The organism is Nonomuraea angiospora (genome assembly GCF_014873145.1).
GTDB lineage: Bacteria > Actinomycetota > Actinomycetes > Streptosporangiales > Streptosporangiaceae > Nonomuraea > Nonomuraea angiospora.
The window spans coordinates 7,582,725-7,607,772 of the sequence record NZ_JADBEK010000001.1; the positions used below are offsets into that span (position 1 = coordinate 7,582,725).

Annotated in this window: 25 protein-coding genes; 16 read left to right on the forward strand and 9 right to left on the reverse strand. The window is 72.2% G+C overall.

Going from position 1 to position 25,048, the window contains the following annotated elements:
- Positions 1 to 44 precede the first annotated feature (44 nt).
- From H4W80_RS34475 to H4W80_RS34515, 9 genes are all read left to right on the forward strand, one after another.
- Positions 45 to 1,154, forward strand: a complete 1,110-nt coding sequence (locus H4W80_RS34475; protein WP_318787201.1) for a DUF418 domain-containing protein — start codon at positions 45 to 47, stop codon at positions 1,152 to 1,154.
- Between the two features lie 53 nt (positions 1,155 to 1,207).
- Positions 1,208 to 1,831, forward strand: coding sequence for a DUF7711 family protein (locus tag H4W80_RS34480; protein WP_192788893.1), 624 nt, complete (start codon positions 1,208 to 1,210; stop codon positions 1,829 to 1,831).
- A gap of 99 nt (positions 1,832 to 1,930) precedes the next feature.
- On the forward strand, positions 1,931 to 2,677 hold the full coding sequence (locus tag H4W80_RS34485; protein ID WP_192788894.1) for an SAM-dependent methyltransferase: 747 nt from the start codon (positions 1,931 to 1,933) through the stop codon (positions 2,675 to 2,677).
- Positions 2,678 to 2,805: 128 nt separating this feature from the next.
- A complete protein-coding gene (locus tag H4W80_RS34490) occupies positions 2,806 to 3,222 on the forward strand; it encodes an ArsR/SmtB family transcription factor (RefSeq protein WP_192788895.1) in 417 nt (138 codons plus the stop codon).
- Positions 3,222 to 4,121 (forward strand): cation diffusion facilitator family transporter, encoded by a 900-nt coding sequence (locus tag H4W80_RS34495; RefSeq protein ID WP_192788896.1) that lies wholly within the window; start codon positions 3,222 to 3,224, stop codon positions 4,119 to 4,121. The genes H4W80_RS34490 and H4W80_RS34495 overlap by 1 nt, the downstream gene beginning before the upstream one ends.
- Positions 4,122 to 4,208: 87 nt before the next feature.
- Positions 4,209 to 4,913, forward strand: coding sequence for a DUF4097 family beta strand repeat-containing protein (locus H4W80_RS34500; RefSeq protein ID WP_192788897.1), 705 nt, complete (start codon positions 4,209 to 4,211; stop codon positions 4,911 to 4,913).
- A gap of 105 nt (positions 4,914 to 5,018) precedes the next feature.
- Complete coding sequence (locus H4W80_RS34505; protein ID WP_192788898.1) at positions 5,019 to 6,017, forward strand: DUF418 domain-containing protein; 999 nt, start codon at positions 5,019 to 5,021, stop codon at positions 6,015 to 6,017.
- Positions 6,018 to 6,071: 54 nt separating this feature from the next.
- Positions 6,072 to 6,881 carry an alpha/beta fold hydrolase gene (locus tag H4W80_RS34510; protein ID WP_192788899.1) on the forward strand — a complete coding sequence of 270 codons (810 nt, stop codon included), beginning with the start codon at positions 6,072 to 6,074 and terminating at the stop codon, positions 6,879 to 6,881.
- A gap of 64 nt (positions 6,882 to 6,945) precedes the next feature.
- Positions 6,946 to 7,764 carry a patatin-like phospholipase family protein gene (locus H4W80_RS34515; protein WP_192788900.1) on the forward strand — a complete coding sequence of 273 codons (819 nt, stop codon included), beginning with the start codon at positions 6,946 to 6,948 and terminating at the stop codon, positions 7,762 to 7,764.
- 97 nt (positions 7,765 to 7,861) lie between these two features.
- Here H4W80_RS34515 and H4W80_RS34520 read toward each other — a convergent pair whose 3' ends face one another.
- From H4W80_RS34520 to H4W80_RS34540, 5 genes are all read right to left on the reverse strand, one after another.
- Positions 7,862 to 10,012 (reverse strand): polysaccharide lyase 8 family protein, encoded by a 2,151-nt coding sequence (locus H4W80_RS34520; protein WP_192788901.1) that lies wholly within the window; start codon positions 10,010 to 10,012, stop codon positions 7,862 to 7,864.
- A gap of 14 nt (positions 10,013 to 10,026) precedes the next feature.
- Complete coding sequence (locus H4W80_RS34525) at positions 10,027 to 10,242, reverse strand: Lrp/AsnC ligand binding domain-containing protein (RefSeq protein ID WP_318787202.1); 216 nt, start codon at positions 10,240 to 10,242, stop codon at positions 10,027 to 10,029.
- Between the two features lie 18 nt (positions 10,243 to 10,260).
- On the reverse strand, positions 10,261 to 11,682 hold the full coding sequence (locus H4W80_RS34530; protein ID WP_192788902.1) for a WGR domain-containing protein: 1,422 nt from the start codon (positions 11,680 to 11,682) through the stop codon (positions 10,261 to 10,263).
- A gap of 78 nt (positions 11,683 to 11,760) precedes the next feature.
- Positions 11,761 to 13,110, reverse strand: coding sequence for a choice-of-anchor Q domain-containing protein (locus H4W80_RS34535; protein WP_192788903.1), 1,350 nt, complete (start codon positions 13,108 to 13,110; stop codon positions 11,761 to 11,763).
- 118 nt (positions 13,111 to 13,228) lie between these two features.
- Positions 13,229 to 13,696, reverse strand: coding sequence for an ATP-binding protein (locus tag H4W80_RS34540; RefSeq protein ID WP_192788904.1), 468 nt, complete (start codon positions 13,694 to 13,696; stop codon positions 13,229 to 13,231).
- Between the two features lie 204 nt (positions 13,697 to 13,900).
- On the opposite strand from H4W80_RS34540, the gene H4W80_RS34545 reads away from it, so the two are divergent.
- On the forward strand, positions 13,901 to 14,077 hold the full coding sequence (locus H4W80_RS34545; protein WP_192788905.1) for a hypothetical protein: 177 nt from the start codon (positions 13,901 to 13,903) through the stop codon (positions 14,075 to 14,077).
- A 60-nt stretch (positions 14,078 to 14,137) separates the two neighbouring features.
- On the opposite strand, the gene H4W80_RS34550 is transcribed toward H4W80_RS34545, so the two are convergent.
- The 4 genes from H4W80_RS34550 to H4W80_RS34565 form a co-directional block, all read right to left on the reverse strand.
- Complete coding sequence (locus H4W80_RS34550) at positions 14,138 to 16,435, reverse strand: xanthine dehydrogenase family protein molybdopterin-binding subunit (protein ID WP_192788906.1); 2,298 nt, start codon at positions 16,433 to 16,435, stop codon at positions 14,138 to 14,140.
- Positions 16,436 to 16,591: 156 nt separating this feature from the next.
- A complete protein-coding gene (locus tag H4W80_RS34555; RefSeq protein WP_192788907.1) occupies positions 16,592 to 18,040 on the reverse strand; it encodes a multicopper oxidase family protein in 1,449 nt (482 codons plus the stop codon).
- Entirely contained in the window at positions 18,037 to 18,426 is a 390-nt protein-coding gene (locus H4W80_RS34560) for a hypothetical protein (RefSeq protein WP_225963822.1), read from the reverse strand. The genes H4W80_RS34555 and H4W80_RS34560 overlap by 4 nt, the downstream gene beginning before the upstream one ends.
- Complete coding sequence (locus H4W80_RS34565; protein ID WP_192788908.1) at positions 18,423 to 19,418, reverse strand: carboxymuconolactone decarboxylase family protein; 996 nt, start codon at positions 19,416 to 19,418, stop codon at positions 18,423 to 18,425. The genes H4W80_RS34560 and H4W80_RS34565 overlap by 4 nt, the downstream gene beginning before the upstream one ends.
- A 166-nt stretch (positions 19,419 to 19,584) precedes the next feature.
- Between H4W80_RS34565 and H4W80_RS34570 the strand changes: the two genes are divergently transcribed.
- From H4W80_RS34570 to H4W80_RS34595, 6 genes are all read left to right on the forward strand, one after another.
- The gene (locus tag H4W80_RS34570) at positions 19,585 to 20,748 is read left to right on the forward strand and encodes a sensor histidine kinase (RefSeq protein ID WP_192788909.1); all 1,164 of its coding nucleotides are present in this window, start codon (positions 19,585 to 19,587) and stop codon (positions 20,746 to 20,748) included.
- Complete coding sequence (locus H4W80_RS34575; protein ID WP_192788910.1) at positions 20,745 to 21,404, forward strand: response regulator; 660 nt, start codon at positions 20,745 to 20,747, stop codon at positions 21,402 to 21,404. The genes H4W80_RS34570 and H4W80_RS34575 overlap by 4 nt, the downstream gene beginning before the upstream one ends.
- 18 nt (positions 21,405 to 21,422) lie before the next feature.
- On the forward strand, positions 21,423 to 22,022 hold the full coding sequence (locus H4W80_RS34580; protein ID WP_192788911.1) for a sulfite oxidase-like oxidoreductase: 600 nt from the start codon (positions 21,423 to 21,425) through the stop codon (positions 22,020 to 22,022).
- 1 nt (position 22,023) lies between these two features.
- Positions 22,024 to 22,737: a ferredoxin reductase gene (locus H4W80_RS34585; RefSeq protein WP_192788912.1), complete on the forward strand. Its 714-nt coding sequence runs from the start codon at positions 22,024 to 22,026 to the stop codon at positions 22,735 to 22,737.
- An 11-nt stretch (positions 22,738 to 22,748) separates the two neighbouring features.
- On the forward strand, positions 22,749 to 23,015 hold the full coding sequence (locus H4W80_RS34590) for a DUF6510 family protein (RefSeq protein WP_192788913.1): 267 nt from the start codon (positions 22,749 to 22,751) through the stop codon (positions 23,013 to 23,015).
- Positions 23,016 to 23,149: 134 nt separating this feature from the next.
- Positions 23,150 to 24,556, forward strand: a complete 1,407-nt coding sequence (locus H4W80_RS34595; RefSeq protein ID WP_192788914.1) for an LCP family protein — start codon at positions 23,150 to 23,152, stop codon at positions 24,554 to 24,556.
- Positions 24,557 to 25,048: the final 492 nt, after the last annotated feature.

Here is a 25,048-nt window from a genome sequence, read left to right on the forward strand (position 1 = left end):
CCGGGACGACGGGGAGGGGCCACCGCGCCACCAGGCTTGATGGTGTGACCAGACGTATCGACGCGCTTGACGTGTTACGGGGCGTGGCCATCATGGGCACGCTCGGCACGAACATCTGGATCTTCACCGCGCCGGGCGGATCCGCCGAGTTCCTTCAGTTCGGGGGCGGCGCCGGTGCGGTGGAGACGTTCCTGAAATTCCTGTCCAACGGCAAGTTCCTCGGGCTGCTGACGCTGCTCTTCGGTGTCGGCCTGGAGCTGCAGTACCGCAGCGCGGTCCGGCGCGGGCTGACGTGGCCGGGCAGGTATCTGTGGCGGGCGACGCTGCTGTTCGTGGAGGGGGCGCTGCACTACGTCCTGGTCTTCGAGTTCGACGTGTTGATGGGGTACGCGATCACCTCCATGATCGTGGCGTACCTGGTGGGCAGGAGCGACCGTGCGGTCACCGCCTGGATGGTCGCCGCGGGAGCGGTGCACGTCGCCATGGTGGCCCTGGTCACGGCGGCCCTGATGGCGGTGCCGGCCGGGGGCGGCACCCCGATTTACCCCCCGGACGGCTGGCTCGACCAGGTCGCCTTCCGCCTGCGGCATGTCGCCGTGTTCCGCGCGGAGCTGGTGTTCATCATCCCCATGGGCACCGTCCTGTTCCTGCTCGGCGCCCGGCTGCTGCGCGCGGGCGTCTTCGAGGAGCGTGGCGCGGGACTGCGGAGGAAGCTGATCGTCATCGGCCTCGGCGTCGGTGTGCCACTGAACCTGGCCACCTCCTTCGCGGGCCCGGCCTGGTTCGCCGTGGACCGCTATCTCATGGCGCCGCTGGTCGCGCTGGGCCTGCTGGGGATGATCACCTCGATCGTGCTCGGCATGGGTGGCGCGCCGGGCGTGCTCAGGAAAGGGATCACGGACGTCGGGCGGACGGCGCTGTCCTGCTACGTCTTCCAGAACCTGGCGGCCAGCGTCCTCTGCTACGGCTGGGGTCTGGGGCTGGCGGATCGGTTCGACGGGCTGCGGCCGTGGTGGGTGCCGGTGGGATGGGCCGGGATCTGCGTGCTGTTCATGGTGCTGTCGTCGGTGTGGCTGCGGCGGTTCAGCCGCGGGCCGCTGGAGCTGGCCTGGCAATGGGCCTACCAGGCACCGGCCCTGGCGCGACGCCCCTGAACACCGGAGACCGTACGCTGGTCGCGAGTCCGGGACAGGGAGGCGAGCGGAGGATGCGCTACCGGCGAGCGGTGGAGAGGCTGCGGCAGCTCGCCCAGGCCTGCGAGCAGACCCGCCGCGTCCCGGCGGACGAACCCTTCCTGCGCGCCGCGCACGTCTTCGGCGACCTGCTCGCGGGTGAAGACCCCGTCGATCACCTCGAGATCGTCCTGGTGCTGAACCTCCCGCCGGAGGAGGTGACCTGGGGCTCGCAGCCGCCCGGCACCGCGTGGCTGGTCGATTTCCTGCGGCTGGACCAGGGCGGGGTCGCGTACTGGTGGCGCTCTCACCTGGATCCGGTGGAGAATCATCGCATTCAGGACCCGGTGCGGTTCTGGTCGCTGGACGGGCCCGAGCAGGACGTGCTCGACGCGCTGGCCGAGCGCCGCTTCGACCGGGTGCGCGAGGTGGCGTCCCGGCCTCGGGAAGAGCCCGCCCAGGTCGCCGGGGAGTTGCGCGCGGCGCTGGACCACCTGCGTGCCGTACGCGACTCCTACTGGGACAGGCAGTGGCGCCGGCGGCACCGCAGCCTGGGGCGCTACCCCGAGCACCACCTGTGGGAGGCCGTACAGGGCTACCTGGACCTCCTGGACGCGCACGAGGAAATTCGATTGCCGCCGGAATCGGCGGAGGGCTAGGGTCACGATCACCATCTCGTGACGGAGGAGTTGCTTTTATGCGTGTCGATGAGCTGACCGTCCCCGTACCTCAGCCATCCCACGTAAGGACTCACGATCTTGGATCTGTCACGTAGCTTCACCATCCGGGAGAGCAGCCACCGGATCATCAACCCGTTCACCCCTGAGAAGCTGGCCACGCTCGGCGCGGCGATCGGGCTGCGGCCCGGGGCCACCGTGCTCGACCTGTGCTGCGGCAAGGGTGAGATGTTGTGCACCTGGTCCCGCGATCACGGGATCACCGGCACCGGGGTCGACATCAGCACCGTCTTCCTCGCCGCCGCCCGCGAGCGCGCCGCCGGGCTCGGCGTCGGCGAGCGGGTGACGTTCACGCACGGAAACGCCTCCACGTACGTGGCCGGCGAGCCGGTCGACGTCGCGGCGTGCGTCGGCGCGACGTGGATCGGCGGCGGGACCGCCGGCACGGTCGCGCTGCTGGAGCGCAGCCTGCGCCCGGGCGGCACGATGCTGATCGGCGAGGTGTTCTGGCGGGCCGAGCCGCCCGGCCAGGAGGCCCTGGAGGCGTGCCACGCGACCTCGCGCGACGACCGCGAGACGCTGCCCGGCCTCTTCGAGCTGTTCGACGGGCTCGGGTACGACGTCGTCGAGATGGTGCTCGCCGACGAGGACAGCTGGGACCGGTACGTCGCCGCCCAGTGGCGCAACCTGCGTACCTGGCTGGACGCCAACCCCGACGACGAGCTCGCGCCCGAACTGCGTGCCGAGCTGTCGCGCGAGCCGATGCGTTATGTCCGCTTCCAGCGGCAGCTGCTCGGCTGGGGCGTGTTCGCCCTCATGAAGCGCTGACCTGCGCAGGCTCTCGGCCCGGCTTGAAGAAGAGGCCGGGCCGAGAGCCTTCTGCGATGGCCGGGTTTGAAAGAGGGCGCGCGGAGAAACTTGACGGAGGGATCGCTTCGCAGGTTATCGTTGTTTATATGAATAGCTCTTCAAGTGAGCGAGTTGTCCTGTCTCCGGACGGCTGCGCGGTCCGGGTGATCGACCCGGACCGGGTCGCCGCCGTGTGCGAGCGAATGCCGGCGGCCGACGATCTGGCCGACACCGCCGACATCTTCGGCCTGCTGTCCGATCCGAACCGGCTGCGGCTGCTCGTGGCGCTGCTGGACGGAGAGCTGTGCGTGTGCGACCTGGCGGCGGTGACCGGACAGAGCGAGTCCGCGGTCTCCCACGCCCTGCGGCTGCTGCGCGCCCACCGCATCGTCGTCGCCCGGCGCGCCGGGCGGATGGCGTACTACCGGCTGGACGACCCCCACGTACGCATGCTGCTCGACGTGGCGCTCGCCCACACCGAGCACACCGAGGCCATCCACCCCGAGCGGGACGGGGCCGACTGATGGGCGCCGGGCACGGACACGGGCACGCCGGTTCCCGGCACCGGTGGCGGCTGACGGTCTCCTTCGTCCTGATCGGCGCGTACTTCGTGGTCGAGCTGGTCTACGGCCTGATCTCCGGCTCGCTGGCGCTGATGTCGGACGCCGGGCACATGGCCGCCGACGTCGTCACCCTGGGCGCCGCCCTGGTGGCCACCCGCATCGCCACCCGGCCGGACGCCACCGGAAAGCGCAGCTACGGCTCCTACCGGGCCGAGGTGTTCGCGTCCCTGCTGGCCGTGATCATGATGCTCGGCGTCGCGCTGTACGTGGTCGCCGAGGCCATCGGGCGGATCGGCGGACCCGCGGAGGTCTCCTCCGGCCCGATGCTGGTCGTCGGCGGCATCGGCCTGGTCGTCAACCTCATCGCCCTGTCGCTGCTGCGTGCCGGGGCCAGCGAGAGCCTCAACGTCAAGGGCGCCTACCTGGAGGTCGTGGCCGACACGGCCGGGTCCGTCGGCGTCATCGTGGCGGGCTGGCTGATCACGGCCACCGGCCAGACGTTCTGGGACACCGTCGTCGCCCTCGCCATCGGCGTCTTCGTCGCCCTGCGCGCGATCTCCCTCGGCCGTCAGGTCTTCGCGGTGCTGGGCCAGCACGTGCCCGAGGGCATGGACGCGGCCGCGGTGGCGGCCGACCTGGCGGCGCTCGACGGCGTACGCGACGTGCACGACCTGCACCTGTGGACCCTCACCTCCGGCATGAACGTCGCCACCGCCCACCTGGTCACCGTCGATCCCAACGACCACCACGCCATCCTGGACAAGGCCCGCGAGCTGCTGCTCCGCCGGCACGGCGTGGCGCACGCGACCCTCCAGGTCGAGCCCGCCGACCACACCGGCTGCGACGAGCTCGGCTGGTGAACCGACCGCCCCTGAGGGAGTCTTCAGGGACGTCTCAGGGAACTCCCCGACGCCCGGGCAGGGCCTCGTGACCCACACTTAGGCGTCATGGGCATGAAGAGAGCGGGCATGATCGCAGGGCTGCTGGTGGTCGCGGCGGTGTCAGCCGGGTGCGGCCTCGGTGGCCCCCTCGATGAGGACACCAAGTCCTACGACGTCACCGACAAGGTGGCCGGCATCAGGGTCGGGTCCGACTCCGGCACCGTCGAGGTGGTGGAGTCGGACCGCCAGGGCATCCACGTGACCGAGCATCTCGTCTGGCGCAAGAACAAGCCGGAGACCAGCCACGGCGTGGAGGGCGACACGCTCGCCCTGACGTACAAGTGCCCCCGCACCTGGGGGCTGGGGAGCGGGGGCGTGGCCTGCGACGTGAACTACAAGGTGGAGATCCCCAAGGGCCTCCGCGTCAAGATCACCTCCGACTCCGGGGACCTGACGCTGAAGGACCTGTCCGGCGAGGTGGACGTCCACAGCGACTCCGGGGTGATCGAGGCCAGCGGGCTGTCGGGCAAGCGGGTCGTCACGGAGACCGACTCGGGGGACGTCGAGCTCGCCTTCACCGCGCAGCCGGACAAGGTCGTGAGCTCCTCGGACTCGGGCGCGGTCACGGTCCGCGTGCCGCAGGGGCCGTACCACGTGATCACCAAGACCGACTCCGGCAGCAAGCACGTCACGGCGGCCAACGACGCCTCGGCGCCGCGTACGATCGAGGTCTCCAGCGACTCCGGCGACCTGGAGGTCGTCACCCCCTGAGCCCCCTGAGGCCCCCTCAGGACACAGATCCGGCCGAAAGTACTGTCGCCAACCCTGCTTCCGGCCGAAGCCGGCACCGGCATGAGGCCCGCAGGATGGGGCGTCATGCCACCCGAAAATCCAGATTCCCGAAGAAGGGCGCGGATCAGCGCGCTCGACGTCATCCGCGGCTTCGCGCTCTGCGGGATCCTCCTGGCCAACGTCCAGCCGATCGCCCACGTCGGCGACGCCCTCGTCCCCGTCCGGCACACGGCGCAGAGCCCTGGCACGATGTGGATGGGGCTGCTGGTCGAGCAGCGGTTCTTCCCGATCTTCTCGCTGCTGTTCGGCATCGGCTTCTCGCTGCTCCTGGAGTCCGCGGCGGGGCGCGCCACCAGCCCGCGACTGCTCCTGCTGCGCCGGCTCCTGGTGCTGCTCGCGATCGGCCTGGTGCACATGTTCGCGCTCTGGCGGGGCGACATCCTGACCATCTACGCCGTCGTCGGCCTGGTGGTGCTCCTGCCCTCGACCTGGCTGCCGCGCTGGGCCGTGGCGGGCCTCGCCGTCGCGCTCGTGGCCGCGGCGCTGGCCTCCGGCGGCGGGACCGCGCTGGTCCCCGGGCTGTTCCTGGCCGGCTCCGCGCTGACCCGGTACGGGGTGATCGACCGGATCGAGCGCTCCGCCCCCGTGGCGCTGACCGTGCTCTTCGCGGCCGGCGCGGCGGTCGCCCTGTGGCTGCAGGCCGGCACGCAGGACGGATCGCTCGCCGTCGGCGGGCTGCTGACGGCGGGCGTGTACGTGTGCGGCCTGCTGGTCCTGCTCAGGACGCCGCTCCGGCCGGTCCTGCAGGCCGTCTTCGCCCCGCTGGGCCGGATGGCGCTGACCAACTACCTGTCCGCCACGGTCCTCGTCCTGGTGATCTCCAGGTTCGTGGCCGGCCCGCCGGAGACCTGGCCGGTGACGACGGTGCTGCTGATCGCCGGGGCGATCCTCGCGGGCCAGTGGCTGGTCTCCACCCTCTGGCTGCGCCGCTTCCGGTACGGCCCCGTGGAATGGCTCTGGCGCTGGGCCACCTGGCTGCGCCGCCCGGCGATGCAGCGGATCGGGGAGGGCGCGCGCCGATGAGTTTCGCCGGCGGCGGGAGTCATATCGGCGACGGTGAAACAACTGGAGGTTTCCATGACGACCACGCGCACCCTCGCCATCCCGGGTGGACGCCTGAGCTACGAGGTCCGCGGCGCCGGCCCGGTGCTGGTGATCACCGGGGCGCCGATGGCCGGGGCCGACTTCGTGCCGCTGGCCGAGGCGATGGCGGGCGACTACACGGTGGTCACCCACGACCCTCGGGGCATCTCGGGCAGCGTGCTCGACGACCCCGCCCAGGACTCCACCCCCGAGCTGCGGGCCGACGACCTGGCCCTGCTCCTGGACGCCCTGGGCGCCGAGAGCGCCGACGTGTTCGGCAGCAGCGGCGGCGCGGTGACCGGCCTGGCGCTGGTGGCCCGGCACCCCGCCCGGGTCCGTACACTCGTCGCGCACGAGCCGCCCTCGCTGGAGCTGCTCCCCGACGCCGCCGACCAGCGCGCCGCGACCGAGGACATCATCGCGACCTACCACCGGGACGGCGTCTGGGCGGCTTTCGCCAAGTTCATGGCCACCGCCGGGTTCGACCAGGGCGACGAGGGCGCCCCGGCCGGGCCTCCCGGGGAGCCGACAGAGCAGATGCTGGCCGACAGCGCGCGCTTCTTCGCCCATGAGCTGCGCGGCACCACCCGCTACGTGCCCGACGTCGCCGCGCTGAAGGCCGCCCCGGCCCGCGTCGTGGTGGGCATCGGTGACGAGTCGGGCGGGCTGGTCACCTACCGGACCTCCGTGGCGCTGGCCGAGCTGCTGGGCACGACTCCGACGGAGTTCCCCGGCGACCACGGCGGCTTCATCGGCAGGACCGAGGAGTTCGCCGCGGTGCTGCGCAAGGTGCTCGCCGGCTGAGATCGGCGGAAGACACCCGCGGGACCCGGGCGTTGGGGTGGAAGAACCCCAATGAGGAGGACCGATGAGCAAGCGGGCACTGGTGCTGGGTGGCGGCGGGGTCGCCGGGATCGCGTGGACGACAGGTGTGCTGGCGGCGCTCGCCGACGGCGGTGTGGACGTAACAGGGGCCGACCGCATCGTCGGCACGTCGGCGGGCTCGGCGGTCGCCGTCCAGGTCACCAGCGGACTGCCGCTCTCCGAGCTGTTGGAGCGGCAGGTCGATCCCGCGCTCCAGACGCTCGAACTGCCCAGCGGGGTGCGGATGGAGGAGCTGTGGGCGAAGCTCCAGGAGGTCTACGAGAGCACGTCCGACCCGGTCGAGCAGCGGCGGAAGATCGGCGCGCTGGCGCTGGCCGCCGACACGATCAGCGAGGCCAGGCGGCGCGAGGTGATCGAGGCCCGGCTGCCCGTGCATGAGTGGCCGCGGCGCGACCTGGTGATCGTGGCGGTCGAGGCGGCCGGCGGCGAGACCCGGCTGTTCGAGCCCGGGTCGGGGGTGGAGCTGGTGGACGCGGTGGCGGCCAGCTGCGCGGTGCCCGGCGTGTGGCCGTGCGTGACGATCGACGGGGTCCGGTACATGGACGGCGGCGTGCGTACGAGCACCAACTCCGATCTCGCGGCCGGGTTCGAGCGGGTGCTGGTGCTGGCCCCGATGCCCGACGTCGGCGAGCCGTCCTGGGCCGCGCTCGACGGCCGGGTCGAGGTGATCGGGCCGGACGCCGACTCGCTGGCCGCCTTCGGGACCGACCCGCTCGACCCGGAGGTGCGCACGCCCAGCGCCCGAGCCGGTTACGCCCAGGGCCGCGGCGCGGTGGCCCAGGTGGCGGCGCTCTGGGAGTGAACCGCGCGCGGCGGCGGTCCCCAGCGGAGCCTCTCTAGCGGAGCGGACGGTCATGGAGGCGGCCCCTAGCGGAGCCGCGCGGTCGTGGACGCGATCCCTAGCGGAGCCGCACGGTCGTGGAGGCGCCCTCCCGGCCGGCCCGGCCGTCGAAGGTGAACGTCTCCCCCGCCCACGTGACTGTCAGCTCGTCGAGGTCGCACCGGGGGTCCGACACGGTCAGCGCGTCCCCGCGCACCAGCACCGCGCACGGGGCCGAGGCGGTCAGGCCGCCCGCGGTCCCGGCGTCCCAGAAGTTGGCCGCGGTGAGGCCCAGCGAGGGCACGTGGACGGCCTGCAGGCGGTCGGTGTTGGCGAGCACGCGCACCCAGCCGGGGTCGGCGGCTCTCGCGCGGGTCTCCTCCTGCCCGGCGCCGGGCAGGAGCAGGTAGACGTATCCGGCCGAGCGCGGGTCGACGCCGTGGTCGAGCCAGAGCGTCACGTAGTCGCGGGTCACGCCGCCGCCGGCGCGGCGCTCGCGCAGCGTGCGCAGCGCCCCGCGCACGACGTAGCCGCCGTGCCCTTCGAGGTGGGCCCAGCTCTCCCCCACCGTCAGAGCGGCGCCGGTCCTGCGGTTGTCGACGACCGTCTCGACGGGCACGCCGTCCTCCGCGGCGATGCCCGCGCCCAGGCACACGATCGCGTCGTCGAGGAAGAACCACGACTTGAACGCCTCCATCGTGCTCTCCAGGCCGTTCAGGTGCTGGCCGACGGTGGCGTACGTGCCGTCCGTGGCCCCGCCCACCCACCGGCCCGGCGGGCAGGTGTCGCCCCAGTCGCCGCCCGCGCCGTCGGGCAGCCGCTTGGTGGAGACGGTCGTCCCGGGCAGCCGGTAAGGGTCCACGGTGGGCCAGAAGTCGTCCGAGTACTGGTCGCCGTGGCCCGCCGCCCACCAATAGAGCATCCCCGAGCCGGTGTGCCAGCCGCGCAGGTTCTCGCCGTTGCCGTGCTCGTAGTGGCCGATCCTGGCCGAGGCCATGCTGAGCGCCGCGCACCAGCCCGGCCTGCGGTGTACGGCCCGTGCGCTCATCGGCAGCAGCCGGTGCCCGACCGGCTCCTCGGCCGCGGGCACGGAGGCGTCGTCCACGACCGCGGCCAGCCGGGCGTGGAAGGCGGGCTCGGGGTGCTCCAGCATCGGCCGGTACGTGCCGCGTACCGCCCAGCCCTTGACCATGGCGTGCCAGCGCGCCCGCTCGGCGGCCGGGGCGCCCTCCCCCAGCAGCAGGACCGCGGCGGCGATCTCCCGCCCGCGCTCGTGGTCGCCGAACGGCTTCCTGCCGACGCTCCTGCCGCGGACCAGGTCCATGCAGGCGCCGTCGCGGACGAAGGGGGCGAACGACCGCTCGACCATGTCGAACACGTTCTGGTCGGAGACCTCCCACGGCGTGCCCCGCAGCACCGCGAACATCGTCGCCAGCCCCGACAGCAGCGTCACCCCGTAGGCCCCCTGGTAGGGCACGTGCGTGTGCTGGATGAACGACCCGTCCCGGTAGAACCCGTCGCCCTCGCCGACGAGGCGGAACAACGGCGCGAGCGCGGACGCCGCCAGCGCCGCCTTGCCGTGGTCGGAGCCGAGCATGGCCCGCAGCAGCATCACCAGGCACAGGTCCACGCGGTTGGCCGCGGTGCTGTTGCCCCTGTACTGGCCGAGCCGCCGTTCCGGGACGAAGTGGTCGACCGCGTCCCGCAGCGGCGCGCTCAGCGGCTCGGGCAGCCCGACGAGCACCGCCGCGTCGAGCAGCGCCTTCGGCACCCCGATCTGCCAGTGCCACCAGTTGCCGGTCGCCTCGGCGCCGTCGGCGTACACGCTGCGCCGGTAGTGGTCCACGCCCTGCGCGACCGCCGCCGCCAGCCCCGCGTCGCCGGTCAGGCCGGTGCCCTCCAGCACGTACGCCTGCGCCATGGCCCGCAGCCGCCGCGGGGTGGCCACGAAGGAGGGGAACGCCTGGCCGGGCCAGAGCGAGGCGCGGCCGGGTGCCATGGTGTCGCGGTGGCGGGCGGCTGTCCTGCCCAGTCTGGCCAGCCAGGTCCGGTACGGCTCGGCGGCCGGGTCGTACCCGCCGCCCACCGTGACCTCCCGCCAGCGGCGGCGTAAGCGGAAGAAGGAGTCGTCCGGGGTGTACGCGGGGCCGGCGGGCCCCAGCGCGCCGAGCACCCCGGCCGCGGTCACGCCGCCGAGCCGGAGTAACGAGCGCCTGGTTGGCCGGTACACGCCTCGATTATCGGTCAGAGCGGGAGCACGGCCCCGAACCGCTTCACGGTCCTGATGATCGGCGCGGTCTCGATGCGCCCGATCGCGGGCAGCGCGCCCAGGCTCTCGGTCAGGTAGCGGTAGAAGGCCGCGTCGTCGCGGCACACGACGTTGGCCATCAGGTTGGCGGGGCCGGTCGGCGTGGCGGCGGGGCTCCTGGTCCTGGCGACCGTCCGCCCCGCGAGAGCCACCTGAAAGCCACGTGAGCGTCAGAGCAGGCGGCGGATGTCCCCGTACGCGCGGTAGAAGCCGCCCCGGCCGGCCGAGCGCACGCCGTCGACGAGGTAGCGGGCTCCGGCCTCCCGGATGTCCTTGGGGAACTGCACGTTCCACGACTCGAAGCCGGGGCTGACGACGCGGACCCGCAGCCGCTCGCCCTCCTTGAAGCACTCCACCACCACGCCGTCGCCCGTGTCGGTGGTGGTCTCCAGCGTCACCGACGGCTCGACCACCTGCAGCGAGGCGGCCGCCTTGACGTCGAGCGGCTGCGGCACGCTGCCCGCGCGGGCCGCGGCGATGGCCGCCTCGCTGGCGTCGATGCAGGCCAGCGAGCCGTCGGTGGTGACGATGTAGAGGCGGTCGTCCAGGAACTGCATGGAGAACGCGGAGCCGCAGCCGGTGGCGAGCTTCCACAGCCGCTCGCCGGAGGCGTCGAAGCAGTAGACCGACGAGTGGTTGTCACCGGCGAAGACGTGGCGGCCGCCCGGCGAGGTGGCGCAGGAGTAGACGGCGCCGTCGCACTGGTAGGCGGCCTCGATCCGGCCGTCGCCCTTGGCCAGGCGGATCACGCGGCCCACGGAGCCGCGGGCGGTGCCGGCGTAGACGGAGTGCGCCTCCTGCCAGCCGAACAGCACCTGCTCGCCGAGGGCGGTCTGCCAGACGGGCGTGCCGTCCTGGACGTCGTAGCGGGCCACGCCCTTGGAGTGCCCGTGGTAGACCGAGTCCTCGTCGCACCTGACCATCCAGGCCGAGTCGCCGGCGACGCCGCGCGACCACTGGAACTCGTCCTCGTAGTCGATCGTGGTGACCCCGCCGGCGCGGTCGGAGACGCCGAGCACGCCGTCGTGGATGTCGAGCCAGTAGATGTCCACGTCGGCGGCGATCTCGTACGCGGACCTCGGCACCTTGCCGCTCAGGTCGTACACGCGGCCGTCGTCGCAGCCCGCGTAGATCCAGAAGTCGTCGGCCACGATGCACTTGACGCCGTCCGGCAGCTTGAAGCGGCCGGTCACGGTGCCGGAGTGGGTGACGGTGTAGACGTCGCCGCGCTGGTTGCCGACCCAGCAGCGCTCGTCGTCCACGAAGATGCCGAACGCGGACGCCCCGCTGTCGAAGCGCCACAGGACCGGCGCCTGCTGGGCGGTCGACCGGGTGCTGGGGATGGCCCGGTGGGTGACGGCCCGGCGCTGGCGCACGCCGCGGACCGCCGGGGCGTATCCTTTGCGGGTCTTCTCGCCGAGCTTCTTGGCGGCGGCGGCCTGGGCCTTGGCCTCGGTGGGGAAGTCGGTGACCTTGGTCTGGCCGCTCTCGCCGATGCGTCCGTACGTGATCGTGACCCGGGTGCCCGCCACGGTCACGTCGTAGAACTTGTGCGATCCGCCGCCGTCCTCTGACAGCTCCAGATAGGTCATGTCCGCACTTCTCCTGATTTGCCGGGCCTGATCACTTGCCCGGAGAGTAGAGGACGGCGGCGACAAATCGCAGGAAGGTTACTTGTCGTACTCGTACGCCCCGGCGTCGACCGCGCCGTCACTGCCGTCGATCGCCCGGCCGGTCACGTCGTTGTTGCTGAACTTGGTGATCCCGAAGTCGATGGCCGGGCTCCCGGCACGCAGGCTCAGCGGGTTGGCGGTGTTCGACAGGTTGAACAGCGGGTCGGCCGTGATGTTGTCGTGGCCGCCCATCTGGTGCTGCGCGGCGCCGAAGAACACGTTGTGGTGGCTGTCGGTGACGTTCGGGCCGTAGGCGGTCTTGGCCGTGACCTGGATGATGTTCTGCGACATCGACAGGTGGGCGTTGGTGCAGCCGGCGTCGCAGACGACGCCCTGGGAGCCCGCCTGGGGCAGGTAGACGGAGTTGTTGCGGAACACGGTGCCCAGCACGGGCCCGTTCGGGTCGGGGTCCTCGCCGGGCTCCTGCGGGCCGCGGGTGACGAGGGCCGCGCCGGTCTTGGGGCCGGTGATCACGTTGTACTCGAAGACGTTGCCCGAGGTCCCGTCGGGGTCCTCGGGGTTGCCGTTCTCGTCGACGCCATGGCTGGTGCCGAGCTCGGTGAAGGTCTCGTTGTCCACCGAGATGTTGTGGTGGATGCGGTTGCCGGAGCCGAGGAAGATCTCCACGGCCGCGCCGTCCAGCCCGTAGTCGTAGCTGGACGCGATCGAGCCGCGCATCTCGTTCCAGCCGATGTCGGTGTTGTCGCCCTGGACGAGGATCGCGAACGCGCCCGAGTCGTCGTTGCCCGGCTCCTCGGTGTTCTTGCTCATGAAGTTGTTGTCGACGAAGTCGTTGGCCGTCACCGCGTTACGCTGCGCCTTCGGCGCGATGTAGACCCCGGCCGCGGCGCCCGTGATGTAGTTGCGCTCGACGACGTTGTCGTTGCCCGTCACCTTCACGCCGGCCCACTCGCAGCGGCCGTCGTCCTGGGGCACGCCCACCTGCAGGTTGTAGACCTCGATGAAGGAGCCGTCCAGGCTCACGCAGGCCTCGTTGTCCCCGGAGATGATCGGTTTGGCACTGCTCGTGCCATAGGTGTCCACGACGATCGGGGCCTGCGCGTTGCCCGACTCGGTGATGGCGAGTTGCTGCCCCTTCCACCTGCTGCCGCGCTTCAGCAGCAGCTTGGAGCCGGGGTCCAGCTTCGCCGCCGTGGCCTTGGTGAGGGTCTTCCACGCGGTGGCCTCCGAGAGGCCGTTGGCAGAGTCGTTGCCGTTGACGGAGTCCACGTAGTAGACGCCGACGGCCGCCGATGCGGTGCCCGTCGCCACGGTGGTGGCGAGCGTGGTGGCGACGAGCGCGAGCGCCGCCGTGGTCGCACCGGTCCGCAGGTTCCAGTCAGACATTCAGCCTCCAGAACTGCCGGGGCTTCGTCACGCAACGAAGATCATCCCCGGCTTGCGGCTGACACATTAACTGGATTTAGTCGGAAAGTCCCGATTTTTCCTGACTCAAATCGGACGTTTAGGTCCCGGCCCGGATCGGCACCACGTTGCCGGGCGCCCCGCCGCGCGGCAGCGCGAACCAGGTGGCCTTGCCGACGAGCTCGGGGTGGGTGACGTAGCGCTGGGGATGGCAGCCGTAGAACCCGTCGGAGAGCCTGGCGATGATCCGCAGCCCCCGCCCGTGCTCGGCCCGCACGTCCGGCGGGGCGGGCTCAGGAAGCAGCGGACTGCTGTCCACGACCACGCACATGATCTCTTTCGCGTCGATGTGCAGGGCCAGTTCGTACGGGCCGTCACCGTACATCAGGGCATTGGTGACCAATTCGCTCACCATGAGGACGGCGTCGTCAACGAGATCCGAACAAAGGGAGAGCGCCGACAATTCTTCGCGAATGATCGCCCTCGCGTGGGCGACCGTCCGGACGTCCTCCCGCAGCGGCCACACGTACTGCATCCGGCTCCGACGAGCTGATCGCAGCGTGGTCATGGCATCTCTCTCCTGTGTTTGCCGGGCTTCCGGGACAGAGGGACAGCGAATGCGCGTTTCACTCAACAAGAGGGCCTGCCTTTGGGTCGACGTACTGGGCCGTCGAAACCTGTACGCACGAGAAGGCCTTTTGGGTCGAATCTTCGGCGAGAAATCGCGATTCTTTTTAGCCGCTGCCCCGAAACGACGGGTATGGGCTTGGCCATGAGCACTGACGAGAACACACCCGAGATCGACTCCCGGCCCCCCGCCGCCGCCCGCCGGCCGGGCAGGCGTGGAGAGCCGCCGCCGAAGCCCAAGCCCGCGGGGATGCAAGCGCTGGAGCAGGCGCTGTCGCGGGCGGGCAAGGAGTTGAAGGACATCCTGTGGGTCCGGCCATGACCACCGGCTCCTGAGGCCCGGTTCGCGTCGCCGCTGCCGAGGCCCGGCGACGCGACCGGCTCACGAGGTCTCGGCCACCCCCGCGAGCAGGGACCAGAGCGCGTACGGGGTCAAGGGGACGTCGGTGATCCGGCCGGCGATCTCCGGGAGGGCGGCGGCCACGGCGTTGGCGATGGCGGCCGGAGGGCCGATCGTGCCCGACTCCCCCACTCCCTTCATCCCGCCGGGCGTCAGCGGCGACGGCGTCTCCAGCATCACGACCTCGATGTCCGGCACCTCCCGCGTCGTCGGGAGGAAGTAGTCGGTGATGGGCTGGCCTTCGGGGGTGTAGACGATCTCCTCGGTGAGCGCCTGCCCGATCCCCTGGACCACGCCGCCGCGGATCTGGCCCTCCACGACGGCCGGGTTGACCAGCACCCCGGCGTCGTTGACGACCCAGTAGCGCTCGACCTCGACGGCCCCGGTCTCCGGATCCACGGCCACGGCGGCCGCGTGGGCCCCGTAGGCGAACGTGTAGGCGTCGGGGTCGTAGCTGACCCGTTCCTCCAGGCCCGGCTCGACCCCGTCCGGGAGGTCCCAGCCGCGCCACGCCGACGTGGCCAGCTCCCGCAGCGTGAGGGACGCCGCCGGGTCGCCCTTCACCCGCACCGCGCCGTCGGCGATCTCCAGGTCGCCGGGGGCCGCCTCCAGGCGGTGCGCGGCCAGGGCCACGAGCTTGCCGCGCAGCCGCTCCGCGGCCCGCGTGAGCGCCCCGCCGCCGACCACGAGCGAGCGGCTGGCGATCGACCCGACCGACGAGTACGGCGTGGCCGCCGTGTCCCCCAGCACCACCCGTACCCGCTCGATCGGCACCCCCACCCGGTCGGCCGCGAGCTGGGCCAGCGCCGTCTCGATGCCCTGCCCTATCGACACCACCCCCGACGACACGACCACGGACGCGTCCTGCTCCATGCGCAGGAACACCGTCTCGTAGCCGCCCGCCTGGATGCCGGTGTCCCTGAACTCCTTCGAGGGACCCATGCCCGTGGTCTCCACATGGCAGGAGTAGCCGATGCCGCGCCTGCGCCCGTCTGCCTTCTCAACCGGGGTGATCAGGTCGCGCAGGGTACGCAGGGCGTTCGGGTAGTCGCCGGAGTCGTAGCGCTGGTAGACGCGGTTCGTGTACGGCAGCTCGGCGGGCCCCAGCATGTTGCGCAGCCGCAGCTCGACCCGGTCGATCCCCAGCCTGCGCGCCGCCTCGTCGATCAGCCGCTCCCTGGTCAGGCTGCCCTCCGGCTGGCCGAACCCGCGGTAGGAGCCGGTCGGCGTGGTGTTCGTGACGACGCCGCGCACGCGTACCGCCACCCGGTCGAACCGGTACGGCCCCGGCAGCAGGGTGGCCGTCACCGCGAAGGTCGACGCGCCCACGTTCGAGGGATGCGCGCCGAGGTCGCCGACCAGGTCCACGTACATCGCCACGAACCGCCCGTCCCCGTCGAGCGCCAGCCGCGCCCGGTGCACGGCGGCCCGCGACGGCAGCGTGGCGACCAGCCGGTCGCCCGGCGACTCCGACCAGCTCACCGGCCGGCCCAGGCGCATCGAGGCCAGGCAGACGAGCGCCTCGTCCGGGTAGACGTGCTCCTTGCCGCCGAACCCGCCGCCCGTGTCGCGGCTGATGACGCGTACCCGGTCGTGGGAGAGCCCGAACGCCTCCGCCAGGTGCTCGCGCACCTGGTGCGGCGCCTGCGAGGAGATGTGCACGGTCAGCTCGTCGTCGGCGTACGAGGCCACCACGCCGCGCGGCTCCATGGGGTGCGGCGAGACCCGGCCCATCGTGAACGTCAGCTCCACGACGTGCGCGGCCCCCTCGACGAAGGCGGCGCAGTCCTCGTCACCCATCATGAAGTCGGTGAGCACGTTCGTGCCCCACTCCGGGTACAGCAGCGGGGCTCCGTCCCGCATCGCCGGCTCCGTCCCGACCACCGCCGGGAGCTCGTCCAGCGAGAGATCGACGAGCTCGGCGGCGTCCCTGGCGGCCTCGGGGGTGCGGGCGACGACGAGCGCGAGCGGCTGGCCCGCGTACCTGATGGCGTCGTCCAGCACCCGATAGGACTGCAGCCGCTGGCCCGGGGACAGGTGGACGCAGGGCAGGCGCAGGTCGGGGGCGTCTTGGGGGGTGATGACGTCGAGCACGCCCTCGACCGCCCAGGCCGCCTTGGCGTCGCAGCCGAGCAGCCGCCCGTGGGCGATGGGGCTGCGGACCACGTAGGCGTGGACCGTTCCCGGCAGCCGCACCGACCCGACGTACCTGCCTCGACCGGTCAGCAACCTGGCGTCTTCCCGCCGCGGCGTCCTGGCGCCGACATAAGGCTCACCCATGGTCCCGATTCTGAGCGCCCCCGGCCGGACTGTCGATGACCCCAGGGGACCTCAGCCCGCTTGTCCCTTTCCCGAGGGCCCGCACCCCGCCCGCACCTCTCCCCCCAAGGGACCGCAACCCCCGCCTCTCCCTCTCCCCCCAAGGGACCGCGGCCGTCATACGACCTCGAAAGCCGCCATCATCGCCATGTCCTCGTGTTCGAGGTTGTGGCAGTGCAGCACGTACCGCCCCCGATAGTCGGTGAACCTGGTGACGATCTCCACGGTCTGCGCCTCGCGCAGCTCGACGGTGTCCTTCCACTCGGGCGGCCCCTGCGGCCGCTCCCCGTTCACCGAAAGCACCTGGAAGTGGTCCAGGTGCAGGTGCACGGGATGGGCGACGTCACTGGTCAGCCGCCAGACCTCGATGTCCCCGAGCCTCGGCCTGGCCTCCATGCGCCTGGGGTCGAACGGCTTGCCGTTGATCAGCCACCCCATCCCCCCGCTGCCGAACTCGAACTCCCGCGTCACCTTCGCCTTCCCGGGGTCGAGCGCCTCCACCGTGGACAGCCGCTCCGGCACGGACGACTCGTCCCTCTCGTCCCGGTCCACGGCGAACCGCATGACCCTCGCCTGCGCGCCCTCCCCCGCCAGGTTCCGCAGCTCGACCTGCTGCCCCACCTTGTACGCGGAGAAGTCGACCACCACGTCCACCCGCTCGCCGGGAGCCAGCCGGAGCTGCCGCACCGTGCGCGGCCGGCCCAGCAGCCCGCCGTCGGAACCGATCTGGACCAGCGGCCCGCCGGTCGCCAGCTCGTACGTCCGGGCGTTGGAGGCGTTGCACAGCCGCAGCCGATATCGGGCCCTGGCCACCCGCAGCTCGGGCCACGGCGCCCCGTTCACCAGGATCACGTCCCCGAGCACGCCCCCCATATACGCCTCCCGCACCCCGGGCCGGCCCTCCAGCGCCGGATACAGCATCGTGCCGTCCGCGGCGAACGACCGGTCGCAGATCAGCAGCGGAAGGTCGCGCTCCCCTGCGGGCAGCGGCAGCGCCTCCTCCTCCGCGTCCCGCACCAGGAACATCCCGGCCAGCCCGCGCCAGACCTGCGGCCCCGTGTAGTCCATGCGGTGGTCGTGGTACCAGAGCGTGGCGGCCCGCTGTTCCAGCGGGAACACGTACTCGCGGGACGCCCCCGGCGCCACCAGGTCGGTGGGGAAGCCGTCGGACTCGGGTGGGGTGTGCCCGCCGTGCAGGTGCAGGACGGTCGGCTCGCCGAGCTGGTTGACCAGCTTCACGACGGTCCGCCGCCCGGCGCGGGCCTCGATGGTCGGGCCGGGGAAGGTGCCCCCGTACCCCCAGATCCCGGTGCGCAGGCCCGGCAGCACCTCCACCTCGGCCGCCCGCTCGGTCAGCTCGTAGAAGTCGGCCCCGCCCGCGCTGCGCACCGGCTCGGCCACCTGCGGGACGGGCAGCGGCACCGCGTACGGCCTGGGCAGCGGCGCCGCGCTCGTCAGGAGCTGCGGCTGCGGGGTGCCGGCGATCAGCGAGCAGCCCGGCACCCCGGCCACCGCCACCGCGCCCAGCCCCAGCAGTCGCAGCACGTCGCGTCGCGTGTGGGTCATTGCCGCGCCATGACCCGGTTGAGCTGCTCGACGCCTCCGTGGAACATCAGCACCCCCAAGGGCACGTGCAGGACCTTCAGCCCAGCGACTCCGAGAATCGCCTGCACCACCGTGGCCACCAGGAGGATCACCGCCGGAAGGATGAACTTGGCCTTCCCACCGCCGGGCCAGCGGACAAGGATCGCCGCGACGACATGGACGATCCCTATGACGAGCAGGGCGACGGCCGTAGCCATGTGCAGCGCCCGGCCGCCGGGCGTGGAGAGCAGCAGGCCCGCCGCCACCGCCTGGAACAGCAGTGCGACGGCATGCAGGGGCGCCACGACCTTGAGCGCCCACATGGGCCAGGTCGCCGGCCGGACGGCAAGGGTCTGTTGCGCGGTCATGATCGATCTCCTGTTAGTGCTGAGCCGGTGATGAAGGTCTCCATGCGTTCCATGGCCGAGGTCGCGCCGAACGCGCAGAGCCGTACCAGGTCCTCGTCCGGCCGCGAGCCGCGCCAGGCGGCCACGTCGGCGTCGGTCACCCGATACGGCGCGAGCGCGGCGAGCAGGGCCAGCCGGGCCCCGGCGCGCTCCTCCGAGGGAACCCCGGAAAGAGCGGCGTCCAGCCAGGCGCCGCCCATGGGCGGGTGCTCCCCGTCCCAGGCCGCCACCGCGTCCGCCACGGCGGCGCGGGCGGCGTCCCCGAGCAGCTCCCCACCGGCGGCGCCGGCGGCCCGCAGCGCGGCGTAGGCGGCGCCGGCGGCCGTGCCGGCGCCCCAGGCGGGCTCCGGCCGCGCGGGCAGGTCCGCGACCAGGGGCAGGCTCGCGCCCGGCGTCAGCCGCCTGCGCACCGTACGGGCCATCACCCGGCCGCCCACGCTCCTGACCAGGCGGGAGTTCTGGAGGTTCGCGGGCAGGAGGTTCTCGGTGAGCAGCGCCGAGGCCATGCGGTTGATGAAGTGGAAGGCCAGCGCCGTGCCGATGTGCTCCGGCCCGATCTCCACCCCGCCGCGCCGCGACGTGGCCCAGGCCAGCATCGCGGCGTGCTCGGGGTCGTCGGGCGTGCCACCGGCCGCGATGGTCTCCGCCAGCCGGTGGTCGCCGGTCGCGTGCAGCAGCGTCGTGTGCGCGGCCACGCAGAACGGGCACCGGTTCGCCATGGACACGCCGAGCGCCACGACCTCCTTCGCGGTCCTGGACGCGTTCCCGGCCAGCAGCGACTCGCGCAGCATGGCCCAGGTCGCGGCGAGCACGTCCGGCGCGGGCGACAGCGTCAGGAAGACCGCCATGCGCGCCATGCCGAAGTCTTCCGCGAGCTGCGCGTACACCTGGGCCACCCGGCCGGTCGCCGCCTGCGGCTGCACCGGCGTGACATAACGGAACTGTGTCTCCATAGCCGGACATCGTGGTATTTCTCGTGGCTCGGGGCGTCGTGCCGTGGTTGACTCATGCGCCTACCGCCCTGGAAGCACCTTCGTGCGGAGTACTTCGCCGGGAGTAGCCCGGAATTACATCCAGGCGGCGAGGATCGTGCCCTGGTCAAGGCTCTAATCTGCAGGAATGACCTTTCTGCGCGGATGGCACCCGCTCGCCGTGGACAGCGCGCTCGCCGCCGTCGTGGCCGTCATGCTGGCCGCCGCCGTGCTGGTCACGCCGCAGGCGGGCGCCCTGGACCTGGCCGCCGTCCTGGTCGGCTCGCTCTCCCTCGTCGCCTGGCGCCGCGCGCCCCTGGTGCCGCTGCTCGTCGGCACCGTCAGCATGCTCGTCTTCTCCGTGCACGCCCAGCCTGGCCCGCCCGCCGCCTTCCCCGTGCTGATGGCGGTCTTCGCCGCGGTATGGGCCGGACACCGGCTGCTGCCCGCGCTGGCGAGCGCGGTGTTCCTGGGCGTCAGCCTGGCGACCAGCCTGGCCACCGCGACCGGGCAGAGCCCCAAGGACATCGTCCAGGGAACGACGTTGCTGCTCGGCTGGTTCCTGGCGTCGGGGGTGACGGCGACGGTCACCCGGCAGCGGCAGGCGTACCTGGAGCAGGTCGAGCAGCGCGCCGCGGAGGCCGAGCGCACCCGCGAGGAGGTCGCGCGCCGGCGCGCGGGCGAGGAGCGGCTCAGGATCGCCAGGGAGCTGCACGACTCGCTCACGCACAGCATCTCGGTCATCAAGGTGCAGGCGGGCGTGGCCGTACACCTGGCCCGCAAGCGCGGCGAGGACGTGCCCGGGGCGCTGCTGGCCATCCAGGAGGCCAGCGGCGACGCCATGCGCGAGCTGCGCGCCACGCTGGAGGTGCTGCGCGACGACCCGGACGGCTCCGGCGACCCCGACGGCTCCGCCGCGCAGGACAGCCGGCTCGACCGGCTCGACGACCTGGTGGAGCGGGCCCGATCGACCGGGCTGGCCGCCACGGTGACGATCTCGGGGGTACGGCACGAGCTGCCGGCCGAGGTGGACCGGGCCGCGTACCGGATCGTCCAGGAGGCGCTCACCAACGTCTCCAGGCACGCGGGCGGGGCGGGGGCGTCCGTGCGCGTCGACTTCGGCGGCGACGAGCTGGTCGTGCAGGTGGACGACGACGGCCTGGCGAGCGCGGACGCGCCGCCCGTGCCCGGCGTGGGCCTGCTCGGCATGCGCGAGCGGGTCACTGCGCTCGGCGGCCGGCTGCGGGCCGAGCCCCGCCCGGAGGGCGGCTTCACCGTACGCGCTGAGCTTCCACTGGGGGAACCGACGTGATCCGCGTGCTGCTCGTGGACGACCAGGCACTCATCCGCGGCGGCTTCCGCGCCCTGCTGGAGGCCGAGGACGACATCGAGGTCGTGGCCGAGGCCGCCAACGGCGAGCAGGCCCTCGCCCTCGCCCTCGAACACCTGCCCGACGTCGCGCTCGTCGACGTCCAGATGCCGGTGATGGACGGCATCGAGGCGACCCGGCGCATCGCGGCCGACGAGCGGCTGAGCGAGGTCCATGTCGTGATCCTCACCAACTACGGCCTCGACGAGTACGTCTTCAACGCGCTCAGGGCGGGCGCGAGCGGATTCCTGGTCAAGGACACCGAGCCCGCCGACCTGCTGCAGGGCGTCAGGGTCGCGGCCCGCGGCGACGCGCTGCTGTCCCCCGCCATCACCCGCCGCCTCATCGGCGAGTACGTGGCCCGCCGCCCGGAGCCGGATCCGCAGGGCCTGGAGGTGCTCACCAACCGCGAGCGCGAGGTGACCGCGCTGGTCGCCCGGGGCATGTCCAACGACGAGATCGCCGCGCACATGGTGATCAGCCCGACCACCGCGAAGACGCACGTCAGCAGGGCCATGACCAAGCTGCGGGCACGCGACCGGGCGCAGCTCGTGGTCTTCGCGTACGAGTCCGGCCTGGTGTCGCCGCGCCGGAGCTGACGCGTGATGAAATGAGACGTGAACATCATTTCGCGCGGTTTCCGCGGACGGCACCGGCCGGACGGCGACCGGCTGCCACCGGGGCAGTACCTGGTCGACGACTTCCCCGTGCTGTCGGCCGGGCCGACGCCGCGGGTGCCGCTGGAGCGGTGGGAATTCGCCATCGACACCGAGGCCGAGCAGACCCACCGCTGGTCGTGGCAGGAGTTCATGGCGCTGCCCAGTGAGACTCCCACGGTCGACATCCACTGCGTGACCAAGTGGACCAAGCTGGACACCACCTGGGAGGGCGTCTCGCTCGACGTGCTCTTCGAGGACGTCGAGAGCGCCGCCGAATACGCGCTCGTCTACTCCTACGGCGGCTACACCACGAACCTCCCGCTCGAGGACCTCCTCGACGGCAAGGCGTGGATCGTGCACCGCTTCGACGGCGAGGACCTGGAGCCGCGGCACGGCGGCCCGGCCCGGCTGATCGTGCCGCACCTGTACTTCTGGAAGTCGGCCAAGTGGGTACGCGGCATCCGGCTGCTGAACGAGGACTGGCCCGGCTTCTGGGAGACCGCCGGCTACCACAACTACGGCGATCCGTGGCGCGAGCAGCGCTACGAGGGCGACTGAGGTGCGCCGCCTGGTCTGGCGGGCGGCCGAGCTCGCCGAGATCGTCACCGAGACCGCGACCGCGCGCACGCTGCGGTTCCGGGTGCCCGAATGGCCGGGGCACCTGGCGGGGCAGCACGTGGACGTCCGGCTGACGGCCGAGGACGGCTACACCGCGCAGCGCAGCTACTCGCTGGCCGGCCCCGCCGACGGCGACCTCGTCGATCTGACCGTGGAGACCGCCCCGGACGGCGAGGTGTCGCCGTACCTGACCGAGGTCATCGAGGTCGGCGACCAGGTCGAGCTGCGCGGCCCGGTGGGCGGCTGGTTCGTCTGGCGGCCGGAGAGCAAGGCGCCGGTCGTGCTGGTGGCCGGCGGGTCGGGGATCGTGCCGCTGATGGCGATGGTCAGGGCGCGCAGGCAGGCGGGCAGCCAGGTGCCGTTCCGCCTGCTCTACTCGCTGCGCGACCCCGGCCGCCGCTACTACGCCGAGGAGCTGCGCCGCCCCGACCCGGGGCTCGACGTCTCCTACCTCTACACCAGGTCCGCGCCGCCCGGCGCGTCCCGACCGGCCGGGCGGATCATGCTGGACGACCTGGCCGAGGGCGGCTGGCCCGCGAGCTTCGAGCCCGACTGCTACGTGTGCGGGCCGACGGCGTTCGTGGAGGCGGCGGCCGACCTGCTGCTCGCGCTGGGGCACGCGCCCGAGCGCATCCGTACCGAACGTTTCGGATAGTGGGAGCTGATATGACCGCAGAGCACCTCGACGGCAACGCGCTGGCGGGCCCGCTCGGAGAGATCTTCGCCGTGGACGTCACCGCCGCCACCGGCCGCTGCGCGAGCTGCGGCCTGGCGGGCCCGATCGCCTCGCTGCGCGTGTACGGCCCCGGCCCCGGGCTGGTCGCCCGGTGTCCCGGCTGCGAGGAGGTGATCCTCCGGCTGGTACGCGGCCCGGGCACGGCCTGGCTCGACCTGCGCGGCACGGTGTCGCTGCGCGTCAACCTGCCCGACTGACGGCGTTGGGGACAGATCGTTCCTCATGGAGCCGCCCGACTGAGTACACTCGGGCAGGTTCAACCGGCCGAGATCTGTACGGCGAGGCTCTTGGCCATGGGCTGCGGCCCGCGGCCCCGTCCCTCTGGAGTCACGTGAGCAGCGGGCTAGTCGACGCGCCCCCGTCCGAACCGAGCGCGCCACCCCGGCGTCGCCGCCGCTGGCTGCGCTGGACGATCGCGGTCGCCGTGACCGTGGTCCTCCTGGTCGCCGGCGTGGCCGTCGGCGTCTACGCGAAGCTGACCGGCAACGTCAAGCACATCGACGTCACCGCCGACGACCTCGGCGCCACCCGGCCGCCCAAGGTCGCGGGCACCGCCATGAACGTCCTGGTCGTCGGATCCGACCAGCGCGACGGCAAGAACGCCAAGTACGGGCACCACATCGCCGGCGAGCGCACCGACACGATCATGCTCGTCCACGTGTCGTCCAAGCGCGACAACGCGATGGTCGTCAGCTTCCCGCGCGACTCGCTCGTCCAGCTCCCCGCCTGCCGCGCCACCGGCGGCCTGCCCGGCCAGCGGCCCCACCTGGGCATGATCAACGAGTCGTTCAACTCCGGCGGCATCGCCTGCACCTGGAAGACGATCGAGACGCTCACCCACATCCGCATCGACCACTTCGTGAAGGTCGACTTCACCGGCTTCAAGAGCATGGTCAACGCCGTCGGCGGCGTCGAGATCTGCCTGCCCGAGCCGGTGAACGACAAGAAGGCCCTGCTCCACCTGCCCGCCGGGCGGCAGACGCTCACCGGCGAGCAGGCGCTCGGCTACGTACGCGCCCGCTACAGCATGGGCGACGGCTCGGACATCGGGCGCATCCAGCGGCAGCAGATGTTCATCGCGTCGATGGTGAAGAAGGTCATGAGCGGCGAGACGCTCACCGACCCCGCCAAGCTGCTGGGCATCCTCGACGCCGGCACCAAGGCGGTGACCACCGACCGCGGCCTGAACTTCGGCGTCATGAAGGACCTCGCGACCAGCCTCCAGGGCCTGAACGCCGGGCAGATCCGCTTCATCACCACCCCCTGGCACTACTCCCTCACCCAGCCCGGCCGGGTCGAGTGGGTGCAGCCGCAGGCCGGCCACCTGTTCCAGATCGTGGCCAAGGACCAGAGCGTCCAGGGCGTCAAGGGCGGCCAGGCCAAGGTGGGCCGGACCAAGATCCAGATCGAGCTCCGCAACGGCACCTGGCGCAGCGGCCTCGGCACCCAGGTGGCCGCCGCCCTGGAGCAGCGCGGCTACCACATCACCAAGATCGGCGACTCGGCCCGCAAGCCACAACCCAAGACCACCGTCCTGTACGGGCCCAACGGCGAGACCCGCGTCCCCACCCTCACCAACGACCTCCAGACCTCCACGCTGCGGAAGGTGGCGGGGGCGCAGACCAACCGGCTGGTGCTGGTGATCGGCTCGGACTGGACGGGCCTGAAGCCGTTGCGCGCGGACGACACGGAGGCCATCAAGGGCTTCGACGCCACCCACGACACCTGCGCCACCTGACCCCCCGACGCGCCGCCGTACGAGAGCGCCGGGCCCCGCCCCGCACCCCATCCCGCCGACGCGGCGCGCCAAAGACCAGTGCCACCGCACGGCCGCCAAGCCGCCGCACCGTGCACCAGCAGCACCACGCCGCCGCGCGAGGGTGCCGGGCCCCCGGCCTCAGCCCAAGCCCTCCAAGCGCCGGGTCGGCGGGGCTAAGGACGGCGGCGTCCGGCGCAACGCGCACGGCGACCAGCCCACCAGCACGGCGACCCCAGCGGCGCATCCCGGCGCGCCGCCGTACGGGAGCGCCGGGCCCCACCGCACCCCGTCCCACCGACGCGGCGCGCCAAAGACCAGCGCGGCGGCCCCACCGGGGTGCGGCGGGCAGCGCTGTGGGCGCGGAGGGCAGCGCTGCGGGTGCGGCGCGCGGTGGTGGTGCCGCAGGTGGTGCCGGTTGCGGTGATGTGGGAGCGCGGTGTGGCGGGGCCGGGAGTGGGGGTGGGTTCGCGG